This window comes from Microbacterium sp. ZXT2-5 (assembly GCF_055329545.1).
This window is the reverse complement of sequence record NZ_JBUZWD010000001.1, coordinates 2,382,155-2,394,582: the sequence shown is the minus strand read 5'-3', so window position 1 is coordinate 2,394,582 and position 12,428 is coordinate 2,382,155. Positions and strand designations below refer to the sequence as shown.

The 12,428-nt window shown below is 73.0% G+C and carries 9 protein-coding genes; 4 read left to right on the top strand and 5 right to left on the bottom strand.

The window, feature by feature from the left end:
- Position 1: 1 nt before the first annotated feature.
- Positions 2–490: a PLDc N-terminal domain-containing protein gene (locus ACZBH1_RS10500; protein WP_336394792.1), complete on the bottom strand. Its 489-nt coding sequence runs from the start codon at positions 488–490 to the stop codon at positions 2–4.
- Between the two features lie 103 nt (positions 491–593).
- Here ACZBH1_RS10500 and ACZBH1_RS10495 point away from each other — a divergent pair, with 103 nt between their 5' ends.
- Complete coding sequence (locus ACZBH1_RS10495) at positions 594–923, top strand: DUF4229 domain-containing protein (RefSeq protein WP_463646342.1); 330 nt, start codon at positions 594–596, stop codon at positions 921–923.
- A gap of 27 nt (positions 924–950) precedes the next feature.
- Here ACZBH1_RS10495 and ACZBH1_RS10490 read toward each other — a convergent pair whose 3' ends face one another.
- Positions 951–1,934, bottom strand: coding sequence for a 1,4-dihydroxy-2-naphthoate polyprenyltransferase (locus tag ACZBH1_RS10490; protein WP_463646341.1), 984 nt, complete (start codon positions 1,932–1,934; stop codon positions 951–953).
- A gap of 84 nt (positions 1,935–2,018) precedes the next feature.
- Here ACZBH1_RS10490 and ACZBH1_RS10485 point away from each other — a divergent pair, with 84 nt between their 5' ends.
- Positions 2,019–2,426 (top strand): VOC family protein, encoded by a 408-nt coding sequence (locus ACZBH1_RS10485; protein WP_463646340.1) that lies wholly within the window; start codon positions 2,019–2,021, stop codon positions 2,424–2,426.
- A gap of 18 nt (positions 2,427–2,444) precedes the next feature.
- On the opposite strand, the gene ACZBH1_RS10480 is transcribed toward ACZBH1_RS10485, so the two are convergent.
- Together ACZBH1_RS10480 and ACZBH1_RS10475 are read right to left on the bottom strand one after the other, a co-directional pair.
- Positions 2,445–3,599, bottom strand: coding sequence for an AMP-binding protein (locus ACZBH1_RS10480; protein WP_463646339.1), 1,155 nt, complete (start codon positions 3,597–3,599; stop codon positions 2,445–2,447).
- A gap of 100 nt (positions 3,600–3,699) precedes the next feature.
- Entirely contained in the window at positions 3,700–4,605 is a 906-nt protein-coding gene (locus tag ACZBH1_RS10475; RefSeq protein ID WP_463646338.1) for a 1,4-dihydroxy-2-naphthoyl-CoA synthase, read from the bottom strand.
- 75 nt (positions 4,606–4,680) lie between these two features.
- Between ACZBH1_RS10475 and ACZBH1_RS10470 the strand changes: the two genes are divergently transcribed.
- The gene (locus tag ACZBH1_RS10470) at positions 4,681–5,229 is read left to right on the top strand and encodes a hypothetical protein (RefSeq protein ID WP_463646337.1); all 549 of its coding nucleotides are present in this window, start codon (positions 4,681–4,683) and stop codon (positions 5,227–5,229) included.
- A gap of 1 nt (position 5,230) precedes the next feature.
- A complete protein-coding gene (locus tag ACZBH1_RS10465) occupies positions 5,231–8,674 on the top strand; it encodes an ATP-binding cassette domain-containing protein (RefSeq protein ID WP_463646336.1) in 3,444 nt (1,147 codons plus the stop codon).
- A 110-nt stretch (positions 8,675–8,784) separates the two neighbouring features.
- Here the strand turns inward: ACZBH1_RS10465 and metH are convergent, their stop codons facing one another.
- The gene (gene metH, locus ACZBH1_RS10460) at positions 8,785–12,417 is read right to left on the bottom strand and encodes a methionine synthase (RefSeq protein WP_463646335.1); all 3,633 of its coding nucleotides are present in this window, start codon (positions 12,415–12,417) and stop codon (positions 8,785–8,787) included.
- Positions 12,418–12,428 lie beyond the last annotated feature (11 nt).

The following is a 12,428-nucleotide window of genomic DNA, read 5'->3' as shown; positions in this document are numbered from 1 at the left end:
GTCAGCCGATGATCCCGCGCTGACCGCGGGCGTCGTCGTCGCCGTCCGCGGGGCGGATCGGCGGCTTCGCGGGCGGGATGCCGGGGGCGGCCGTGCCTCCCGCCGCCGCGGTGCCCGGCGCGGGCGCCTCGTCGGATGCCGAGGGGGCGGCCGGCGGGTTGAAGCGCGGGTCGTCGTCCTCGGCGTCGAGCTGGGCGAGCTCCTCCTCGAGACGGCGGATGCGCTCGTCCTGGTCGCTGATGGTGCCGATGCGGCCGAGGAACTCGGGGTCGTCGTCGGGTGCCCGGCGGGCGGCGGCGGACGAGCCGCGCGCGCGGCCGACGATGAGCCAGAGGATGCCGCCGAGGACCGGCAGCAGCACGACGATGAGGAGCCAGACGGGCTTGCTGACGCCGCGGTGCCGGGTCGGGGGCTGCACTGCGCAATCGACGATGGTGAAGACCCAGAACGCGGTCGCCACCAGGGCCAGAATCAGCAGCACCCGAGGCATATCCCCATCCTAGGCGGGCATGGCCCGGCGCGGGCGGTTCGCGATCCGTCCGTGACTTAACCGTCGCCCGAGCCCCGGTCGCGGTGAAACGTAGGATGGACGGGTGAAAGCGCGCTCGGCCATCGTCTACTCGGTGCTGCGGCTGCTGGCGTTCCTCGTGCCGTTCGGCATCCTCATGCTGTTCCCGGTCATGCAGACGTACTACTGGCTCGCAGCGATCTTCGCCGCCCTCATCGGGCTGAGCCTGTCGCTGCTGTTCCTGCGCAAGCCGCTCGAGGACGCGACGTCGGGGCTCGCCGCACGCCGCACCGAGGCGCGCGCCGCTGTGAGCGACGAGGACGCCGAGGATGCCGCGGCCGATGCCGCAGCGTCGCCCTCCGCGCCCGCGGCTCCCGCCCCGCACGAGGCGGAGCGGCCGGACTCCCGGTCCTGACACGCTTCCCGCCGGGCGACGGAAGGATCAGCCGATGAAGGCCCACATCAGGAACGCGCCGTAGGCCACCGAGGTGAGCGACGTCAGTCCCAGCGCGACGACGAGCTCCCGCGGGACCCGGTAGGTCCACACGATGAGGATCGCGGGCAGCGCCGCGAGCAGCGCGAGCAGCGTCAGCCACGCGATCGGGTAGCCGATCCACGCGAGGAATGCCGCGATCGCGAAGGGCACGAGGACGAACACCGAGAAGAGCCACCGCGTCGCGGTGCGCCCGATGAGCACCGTGAGGGTGCGCTTGCCGGCGGCGCGGTCCTGGTCGATGTCGCGCAGGTTGTTCGCCAGCAGCACGGCGCAGGCGATGAGGCCCGCGCCGACCGCTCCGAACCACGCCTCCTGGGGCAGCGCGAGCGCCTGCACCCAGGTGGTGCCGAGCGTGGCGACCAGGCCGAAGAACACGAACACGAAGACCTCGCCGAGGCCGTAGTACCCGTAGGGCCGCTTGCCGCCGGTGTAGAGCCACGCGGCGACGATGCACACCGCGCCGACGGCGATGAGCCACCACTGCTGCGTGCGGATCGTGATGGCGAGACCGGCGATCGCGGCGATCGCGAAGAACGCCAGCGCCACCAGCAGCACGGTGCGCGGCTTCGCCTTGCGGCTCGCCGTGAGGCGCGCGGGTCCGACGCGGTGATCGTCGGTGCCGCGGATGCCGTCGCTGTAGTCGTTGGCGTAGTTGACGCCGATCTGCAGCGACACCGACACGATGAGGCAGAACAGGGCGATGACCCAGTGGAAGACATCCGTGACGAGGATCGCCGCGCCCGTGCCGATGAGGATCGGCGTCACGGCGAGCGGCAGGGTGCGCAGGCGCGCCGCGCCGATCCAGTCGGCCGCGGTCGCCGGCTCCACGCGGTCGGGGGCGCGCGACACGTGCGCCTTCTGCGGGTTGCCGCGCGGGTGCTTCTTCTTCCGACCGGCGGTGCTGCGCTTCTTGCTGGGGGTTCCTGCCACGAATGCACATCATAGGCGCCCCCGGCCCGGGCCCCTATGCGCCACCCCCTCGCATGGGCGCGGCGCAGCACGCAGGATGGGGCCATGCTGAGCATCGGATCGACCGTCCTGACCGTGGAGGACATCGGACGCGCGGGCGACTTCTGGCGGGCCGCGCTCGGATACGTGAACCGCCGGGAGCCGAGCGACGACTGGGTGGTGCTCGACCCGCCCGGCAAGGAGCACTGGGCGGCCCCGGGGGCGAGTCTCGCGCTGTCGGTGACGGGCTACCCGCAGCACTATCCCCCGCGCATCCACCTCGACCTGTACGCCGAGGATCAGGCGGCGGAGGTCGAGCGGCTGCTCGGCCTCGGGGCGCACGAGGTCGACTGGGACGACTACCCGGAGGACGCGGACTGGATCGTCCTCGAAGACACCGAGGGCAACCGGTTCTGCGTCGTGCAGACCGGCCCCTACCCGCCGTCGGCCGGGCCCGGTGCCACCCGGTCGTGACGGGCGGCCGGTCGGCGGTCAGTGCAGCGCGAGGACGGCGCGCCGGATGGCCTCGCGGTCGGGCTTGCCCGACGGCAGCAGGGCCAGCTCGTCGACCAGCACCAGGCGCGACGGCCGCGCGTGCGGGCCGATCTCGGCCTGCACCGCGGCGCGGGCCTCCTCGAGCTGGACGGCTTCGCTGCGACGGAGCGCCTCGCCGCGCGAGGCCACGACGACGGATGCCTCGCCCCAGCGGTCGTCCGGAACCCCGACCACGACGGCACCGGCAAGGCCCGGGATGCCGCGGACGATCCGCTCCACGCGGTCGAGCGACACGTTGACGCCGCCGGACACGATGACGTTGTCGATGCGGCCGCGCACGCGCAGCACGCCGTCCTCGAGCAGCCCGGCGTCGCCGGTGCGGTACCACCGGGTGCCGTCGCGTTCGCGGAGGAACGCCGCGGCCGTCAGCTCCTGCGCACCGAGGTAGCCGTCGGCGAGCGTGGGGCCTGACACCTGGACCTCGCCGCGCTCGATCCGCAGGCCGACGCCGCGCAGCGGCACGCCGTCGTAGACGCAGCCGCCGCTGGTCTCGGTCGACCCGTAGGTGCGCACGATGCGTGCCCCGATCGCGTCGGCGCGTTCGAGGGTCGCGGCCGGCAGCGCCTGGCCTCCGATGAGGATGGTCTCGAACGAGCGCAGCGCGGCGAGCACCGCGGGGTCGTGCTCGGCGGCGTCGAGCAGCTTTGACAACTGCGCCGGCACGAGGGACGTGTAAGTGGGGACTCGTTCGCCCCGATCGGTCGACACCATCATGAGCGCCGTTGCCGCGAACGCCTGCGGTGTGAACGCGCCAGACAGGATCGCCGGCTCTCGATCGGCGACCAGCGACCGCACCAGCACCTGCAGCCCCGCGACGTACCCCGCAGGCAGCGCCAGCAGCCACGCGCCGTCGCCGATGCGGTCGGCCGTCGCGAGCGCGCTCGCCGTGAGGGCATCGCGGCTGAGCACCACGCTCTTGGGCACGCCGGTGGAGCCGGACGTGGTCACCACAACGGCGGTCCCCGCGCGCACCTCGCCCGGAAGACCGCTCACGAGTCCCAGCCCCAGCGCGGGACCCGCGCCGTGGAGGGCACCGCGCAGGCCCCGCAGGATCTCGCGCGGATCGTCACCGAGGACGGGTACCAGCTTCATGGCGTGCAGCAACTCCTCACGCGCGAGCCCGACGGGGCCGACGCCGCGCGGGTCCGGCCCCGCTCGGGGCGATGCTGAGGAGTTCCGGTCATCGCCGCGCTCAGAAGTGCCAGGGGTAGGGCGACCAGTCCGGGTCGCGCTTCTCGAGGAACGAGTCGCGGCCCTCGACCGCCTCATCGGTGCCGTACGCCAGGCGGGTCGCCTCGCCGGCGAACACCTGCTGGCCCACCATGCCGTCGTCGACGGCGTTGAACGCGAACTTGAGCATGCGGATGGCCGTCGGCGACTTCGTGAGGATCGTCCGCGCCATCGCGACGGCCTCGCGCTCCAGCTCCCCGTGCGGCACGACGCGGTTGACGGCGCCCATCTCGTACGCGCGCTGCGCCGAGTACTCCTCGGCGAGGAAGAACACCTCCCGCGCGAACTTCTGGCCGATCTGGCGCGCGAAGTAGGCCGAGCCGTACCCGGCGTCGAACGAGCCGACGTCGGCGTCGGTCTGCTTGAAGCGGGCGTGCTCAGCCGACGCGATCGAGAGGTCGCACACGACGTGCAGCGAGTGCCCGCCGCCGGCCGCCCACCCGGGGATCACGGCGATGACCACCTTGGGCATGAACCGGATCAGCCGCTGCACCTCGAGGATGTGCAGGCGCCCGGCGCGTGCGGTGTCGGTGACGGCATCCGTCTCGGAGTACTTGTAGCCGTCGCGGCCGCGGATCCGCTGGTCGCCGCCGGAGCAGAACGCCCAGCCGCCGTCCTTGGGACTGGGACCGTTGCCCGTGAGCAGCACGACGCCGATGCGCGGGTCCTGGCGGGCGAGGTCCAGCGCGCGGTACAGCTCGTCGACGGTGTGCGGGCGGAACGCGTTGCGCACCTCGGGCCGGTCGAACGCGATCCGGGCGATCCGGCCGTCCTTCGAGACGTGGGAGGTGATGTCGGTGTAGCCGCCCTCGGGGGCGCCGGGCGCCGGCATCCACTCGTCTTCGTCGAACAGTTGCGAAACGCTCACCCGGCCAGCCTACGGCGGGCCGCAACCGGGCGTCATCTGCCGTCGGGCATCCGCGCCGCGGCCTAGCCTGGATCGGTGACCTCGACTCTTCGTGCTGCGGCAGCTGCCGCAGCATCCGCCGTCCTCCTGTTCGCCCTCGCCGCCTGCGCATCGCCCGCCCCCGAGCAGGCCCCGACGCCCACGGAGACCAAGACGGTGGCCGTGCTCGACGAGGCCTGCGCCGAGGACGCGGGCGTGACGGTCGTCGTCGACGCCTCGTCGCTGGAGGACGGCGACAGCAAGACCTGGTGCGTCGGCACCGACGAGACGCTCGCCGCGGCCGATGCGCTCACGCTCGTGGGGGTCGAGACCGAGGGCACCGAGGAGTACGGCGACCAGGTCGTGTGCCGTGTCAACGGCGTTCCCGCCGAGAGCACCGCGCTCACCGCGGAGGACGGCTCCGAGTACTTCGAGACCTGCGCGTCGATGCCCGCGGCGTTCGCGTACTGGGCGCTGTGGGTCAAGCCCTCGGGCGACGAGTGGGGCTACGCGCAGGGGGGCCTCTCGACGCTGCAGCTGGAGCCCGGCGACTCGGTCGCACTCCTCTTCACGGTGAACGGCGAGCCGGCCGCTCCGGCGACGTGACATGACCTTCCGGCCCGGTCCCCTGCGGGCGGCGGCGGTCCTCGCCGCCGTGTTCGTGGCGGCCCGGGTGGTGTACCGCGTGCTGTTCCACGGCGCCGACGGCGACGGCGTCGTGCTGCTGGCCCTGCCCGAGATCCGGCTGCCCGCGCCGTTCGCGCACGTCGTGCTGCTCGGCCCGGTGACGGCGGACGGGCTGTGGGATGCCGCCGCCGGCGCGCTTCCGATCGCGCTGGCGATCCTCGCCTTCGGCGTCCTGAACGCCGTCGTCGACCTCACCCGCGTGTTCGCGCGCCTCTCGCGTCGCGGCCCGCTGCGGGGCATCGCCCGCGCCCTCGCGATCGCCGCGGCCACGCTGCCGTCGCTCGCGGACGGCGCCCGCGCGGTGGGGTTCGCCCAGCGTCTCCGCGGCGAGCGCGCCGGACCGCGCATGCTGCTCCCCCTGCTCGAGCGCACCCTCGAACGCGCCGGGAACGTCGCCGCAGCCCTCGAGCTTCGCGGCTTCGCGGGGCGCGGGCTCGACGGCGACTGCCTCATGCCCGTCGAGGCTCACGACGTGGAGATCGGCTTCGGGCCGGCCCGCTCGGGCCGGGGCAGACCGGAATCCGCGCCGGATGCCGTCTCGCGCGCCGACGCCCCGCGCACCGCTTCGGCGATGGCGGATGCCGCGAGCCCCGGCATCCGTCTCCCCGCCGAGCTCTTCCTCCACGCCGGCACGCTGACCCTGGTGTCGGGCGCGACCGGGTCGGGAAAGTCCACGCTGCTGCGAGCGATCGCCGGCCTGCACTCGCACACCGACGGCGGCTGGATCGCCGGGTCGATGGGCGTCGTCGGGCACGAGCGTGTCCCGGTGCCGCCGCGCGACCTCGCGCAGCGCGTGGGCGTCGTGCTGCAGCATCCGCGCGAGGCGTTCGCGACCGAGCTCGTTCGCGACGAGATCGGCCTCTCGCTCGAGCTGCGCGGCGTGGCGCCCGTGATCGCCGCGGCGCGCGTGTCCGAGGTCGCCGAACGGGTCGGGGTCGCGAGCCTGCTCGACCGCCCCACCCGAGGACTCTCGGCGGGTGAGGCGACGCTCGTCGCGATCGCGGCCGCGATCGTGGAGCACCCGATCCTGCTCCTCGTCGACGAACCCCTCGCCGATCTCGACGCCGACGCCCGCCGGCGGATCGCCCGGCTGCTCGACGCGCTCGCGCACGACGCCGGCATGAGCGTGGTCGTCGCCGAGCACCGCGTCGAGTCCCTGTCGGGGATCGCCGATCTGGTACTGCGCGTGCGGAAGGGCGAGGTCGAGCCGGTCGAGCGAGGCGAGGTCGAGCAGGGCGACGGGGCTGTCGAGCGAGTCGACGGCGCCGAGGTCGAACGGGGCGGGATCGAGCGGCTCGACGGGCCTGTCGACCGGATCGACCACGACGTCCATCCGGTGGGGCCGGCATCGGCCGGGTCGGCCTCTGCGCCGCCGACGTCGGGTTCGGGGCGCTCCATAGGCGTTCGGGGCGCACCGGATGCGCCCCGAACGTACGGAGTGCGCCCCGAACCCGAGGAAGCGCCGGCGACCCTGGGCTGCGCCGGGCAGGAGCCGGTGTTGCGCGCGCGAGGCATCACCGTGCGCCACCGCAACGCGATCGCCGTGACGGGGGCGGATCTCGACCTCTACCCCGGCGAGATCGTCGCGCTCGTCGGACCCAACGGCGCCGGCAAGTCGAGCCTGCTCGCCGCGCTCGCACTGCCCGAGCGCGGGGACCATGTCTCGACGCGCGGCCGCGTGGCGCTCGTTCCGGATGCCTCCGACGACCTCTTCGTCAGCGATTCCGTCCTCGCCGAATGCGTGCGCGCCGACCGCCGCGCCGTGAAGAGGGCGCCCCACGCTGCGCGCGATCCGCGCCGGCACACGCGCCGCCTGTTCGCCGGCCGGAACGAGGAGAGCCGCCGGAACGAGGACGCCATCGGTCCCATCGATCCTCTGTCCGGCAGATCTCCTCTTCTCGTCGGCCACGGCGGCTCGTCGACTGCCGACAGGTTCGCCGGCTTCCTCGGCCTCGACCCCCGCGGCGCCGAGTTCGCGGCGCGACTCGCTCGGCATCCGCGCGACCTCTCCGCCGGAGAGCGGCGCTGCCTGGCGCTGGCCATCCAGCTCGCCGCCCGGCCCCTCGTGCTCATGGTCGACGAGCCGACCCGGGGACTCGACCCCGCCGCGCGCGAGATGGTGTGGGCCGCCCTCGCATCGGTCGCCGCCGCGGGCGCCGCCGTGCTCGTCGCGTCGCACGAGCCGGGCTTCACCGCGCGCGCCGACCGCACCCTCGCGATGCACGCGGGCGTCCTCGCCGGCGAACACGCCGCTGCGACGACCGCACCGACGTCGGAGCCTGCCTCGCACGCCATGGACGCGTCACCGGACGCGGCCTTCGAGAAGGCGTCCGGGCTCGCAACAGAGGCCGACGCGATGCCGGATCAGGAAGCCGCGACGACACCCGCCGCCTACCGCGCCACTCCCGCGCGGACCGGCGACACGAGCGCGCCCCCTACGACCCCGGCCACCGCCGGAACGCCGCCGACGGCACCGCGCGGGGCTGCGGCATCCGTCCACCTTCGACCCCTCCCCCGGCAGCGCAGCGGGCTCCGTCGGCTGCCGCTGATCGCGCTCGCGGCGGCGAACCTCGTCGCCCTCGGCGCGTTCTGCTGGCCGCTCGTCGCCACCGCGGTGCCCGAGCAGGCGCACGCCGCCGTGCCGGTCGCGGCGCTCGCGCTCGTGCCGCTGGCCGCGCTGGTCGTCGTGGCGACGCTCGACGGCACGGTGCGATCGGCGCATCTGCTCGCTCTCCTCGGCACGCTCGCCGCGATCGGCGCGGCCGTGCGCATCGCGGGCACCGGCGTCGGCGGAGTTGAGGCGGTGTTCATCCTGCTGATCCTCGCGGGCCGCGCCTACGGCGCGCGGTTCGGGATGCTCCTCGGCATGGCGACGATCGCCCTGTCGACGCTGATCACGGGGACCTTCGGCCCGTGGACGCCCTTCCAGCTGTTCGCGTGCGCGTGGGTCGGTGCGGTCGCGGGGCTCCTCCCCCGACGGTCGACCTCGACACGGCGCGGGCCTCGGCGCTCGATCCAGCATCCGGGCTCCGCGGAGATCGCGATGCTCTGCGTCTACGGCGTGGTGGCCTCCTACGTGTTCGGCCTGCTGATGAACCTGTGGTTCTGGCCGTTCGCCGTCGGGTACGGCACCGGCATCTCCTACGACGGCGAGGCGCCACTGGACGTGAACCTCGCCAGCTTCCTCGTGTACTCGCTCGTCACCTCGACCCTCAGCTGGGACACGCTCCGCGCGATCACGACGGTCGTCGGGCTGGTCGTCGTGGGGCGACCGATCCTCGCCGCCTTGCGCCGCACCAAGCCGCTCGCGTCGCGGACACCCGCCACTCGCGTACCGCGAGAGCGCGCCCCTGCCCTATCGTGAAGCGGCGTGGGTGCACACCACGCCGCCCCCGGGCATCACGGTCCAGCTCACGACGAAATGACGCGACGGATGCTGCGGGCCGCGGCATCCGCTCTCCTTCGCGTCTCGGGTCAGACCGAGAAGTACTTCGCCTCGGGGTGGTGGAAGACGAAGGCGTCGGTGGACTGCTCGGGGTGCAGCTGCAGCTCCTCGCTGAGCTCGACGCCCATGCGCTCGGGGCGCAGGAGCTCGACGACCTTGCGGCGGTCCTCCATGTCGGGGCACGCGGGGTAGCCGAGTGAGAAGCGCGCGCCGCGGTACTCGAGCTTGAACAGCCCGGCCGTCTCGGCCGGATCCTCGTGCGAGAAGCCGAGCTCGGAGCGGATGCGGGCGTGCCAGAACTCGGCGAGCGCCTCGGTCAGCTGCATCACGAGGCCGTTGAGCTCGTAGTAGTCGCGATACTTGTCCTCGGCGAAGAGCTTGGCGGTCACGGAGTCGATGTTGGCGCCGGCCGTCACCAGCTGTACCGGCATCACGTCGACCGCGCCCGATTCGCGCGATCGCACGAAGTCGGCCAGGCACAGGTGGCGGTCGCGGCGCTGGCGGGGGAAGTGGAAGCGCAGCCGGTCGGAGCCGAGCTCGCCGCCCGAACCTCCGTCGGGCGCGAGCAGGCCGGGCACGCCGAGCACGCCGGACGGGTCGTCGCCGTGATGCAGCACCACGACGTCGTTGCCGTCCGACACGACGGGGAAGTATCCGTAGGCGACCGACGCGTCGAGCATGCCCTCGGCGAGGATGCGGTCGAGCCAGTACCGCAGGCGCGGGCGGCCCTCGGCGTCGACGAGCTGCTCGTACGAGGCGCCGTCCTCGCCGCGGCCGGGCTTGAGGCCCCACTGGCCCATGAACGTCGCGCGCTCGTCGAGGAACGCGGCGTAGTCCTGCAGGGCGATGCCGCGGACGATGCGCGTGCCCCAGAACGGCGGCGCGGGGACGGGATTGTCGGATGCCACATCCGACCGCGCCGGCATGGCCTCGGGCTCCGTGAGGGTGAGCTTGGACCCTGCGGCGTGTCGTCGCTTCTTCAGCGCCGGCAGCCCGACCGTGGCCGGGTCGGCGCCGCGCGCGATCCTCACGAGCGGCTCCATGAGGGCGAGCCCCTCGAACGCGTCGCGGGCGTAGCGCACCTCGCCGTCGAACAGCGCCGCGAGGTCGTCCTCGACGTACGCGCGCGTCAATGCGGCGCCGCCGAGGATCACCGGCCACTTCTTCGCGAGGCCGCGGGACTGCAGCTCCTCGAGGTTCTCCTTCATCACGACGGTGGACTTCACGAGCAGGCCCGACATGCCGATGACATCGGCGTCGTGCTCCTCGGCGGCGGCGATGATGTCGGCGATCGGCTGCTTGATGCCGAGGTTGATCACGTCGTACCCGTTGTTGGTGAGGATGATGTCGACGAGGTTCTTGCCGATGTCGTGCACGTCGCCGCGGACCGTCGCCAGGACGATGCGGCCCTTGCCCGAGGCATCCGTCTTCTCCATGTGCGGCTCGAGCAGCGCCACGGCCGTCTTCATGACCTCGGCCGACTGCAGCACGAAGGGCAGCTGCATCTCGCCGGCGCCGAATCGCTCGCCGACGACCTTCATGCCCTCGAGCAGGTGGTCGTTGATGATCTGCAGCGGAGCCAGCCCGCCCTCGCGGGCGAGGTCGAGATCGGCCTCGAGCCCCTTGCCCTCGCCGTCGATGATGCGGCGCTCGAGCCGCTCGCCGACGGGCAGCGCCGCGAGCTCGGCGGCGCGCTGGTTGCGCAGGGCCGCCGTGTCGACGCCGGCGAAGAGGTCGAGCATGCGCGCGAGCGGGTCGTACGTGACGTTGCCGTCGGCGTCGTGCTCGCGTCGGTCCCAGACCAGGTCGAGGGCGACCTTGCGCTGCTCCTCCGAGATCGACGCCAGCGGCACGATCTTCGCCGCGTCGATGATGCCCGACGTGAGGCCGGCCTCCACCGCCTCGTGCAGGAACGCGGAGTTGAGCACGCTGCGCGCGGCCGGGTTGAGGCCGAACGACACGTTCGAGACGCCGAGGGTCGTGTTGATGCCCGGGTACTTCGCGGAGATCTGCCGGATCGCCTCGATGGTCTCGATCGCGTCGCGGCGCGTCTCCTCCTGGCCGGTGGCGATCGGGAACGTCAGGCAGTCGACGATGATGTCGCTCACCCGCATGCCCCACTCGCCGACCAGCTCGTCGACGAGGCGCGACGCGATCGCCACCTTGCCCTCGGTCGTGCGGGCCTGGCCGTGCTCGTCGATCGTGAGGGCGACGACGGCGGCGCCGTGCTCCTTCACGAGCGGCATGATGCGGCCGAAGCGCGACGTGGGGCCGTCGCCGTCCTCGTAGTTCACCGAGTTCACCACGGGGCGGCCGCCGATGAGCTCGAGGCCCGCGGCGATGACGGCGGGCTCGGTGGAGTCGACGACGAGCGGCAGGGTCGAGGCGCTCGCCAGGCGCGACACGACCTCGCGCATGTCGGCGGCGCCGTCGCGGCCGACGTAGTCGGTGCAGACGTCGAGCAGGTGCGCGCCGACGCGGATCTGGTCGCGGGCGATCTCGACGCAGTCGTCCCACCGCTCCTCGAGCATCGCCTCGCGGAACGCCTTGGAGCCGTTCGCGTTGGTGCGCTCGCCGATGGCGAGGTACGAGGCGTCCTGCTGGAACGACACATGCTGGTACAGCGACGCGACACCCGGCTCGATCGCGGGATGCCGCTCCCCCGCGCCGCGCAGCGGGCGCAGGCGCTCGACGACCGCGGCGAGATGCTCGGGCGTCGTGCCGCAGCATCCGCCGACGAGGCCCAGCCCGAACTCGCGCGCGAACTGCTCGTGCGCCGTCGCGAGCTCGGCCGGCGTGAGCGGGTAGTGCGCGCCGTTCGCGCCGAGCACGGGAAGCCCCGCGTTCGGCATGCACGCGACCGGCACCGTCGCGTGCTTCGACAGGTGCCGCAGATGCTCGCTCATCTCGGTCGGGCCGGTGGCGCAGTTGAGGCCGATGGCGTCGACGCCCAGCGGCTCGATGGCCGTCAGCGCCGCCCCGATCTCGGACCCCATGAGCATGGTGCCGGTGGTCTCGACGGTCACCTCGACGAAGATAGGCAGTCGGATGCCGCGGCTCACGATCGCCTGACGGCAGCCGTTGATGGCGGCCTTGGTCTGCAGCAGGTCCTGGCTCGTCTCGACGAGGAAGGCGTCTGCGCCGCCGTCGATGAGTCCCTCCGCCTGCAGCGCGAACGTCTGCTTGAGGTTGTCGTAGGAGGTGTGGCCGAGGCTCGGGAGCTTGGTGCCGGGTCCCATCGACCCGAGCACCCACCGCACCCGCCCGTCGGCGGCCTCCGCCGCCTCGACCCGCTCGCGCGCGATGCGCGCCCCCCGCTCGGCGAGCTCGGCGATGCGGTCGTCGATGCCGTAGTCGCCGAGGTTCGACCAGTTCGCGCCGAACGTGTTCGTCTCGACGGCGTCGACCCCCACCTCGAGGTACGCGTCGTGGATGGCCGCGACGACGTCGGGCCGGGTGACGTTGAGGATCTCGTTGCAGCCCTCGAGCCCTGCGAAGTCGCCCTCGATCGACAGGTCGTACCGCTGCAGCATCGTGCCCATCGCCCCGTCGGCGATGACGACCCGCTCCCGCACGCCGTCCAGCAGCTGCTGCGACCGCTCGGGCCTGGGCACGCCCTCGATGTCGAGGGCGAAGCGCGGGGCAGACGGTGCGGCGGTCACCCCCGCGATCT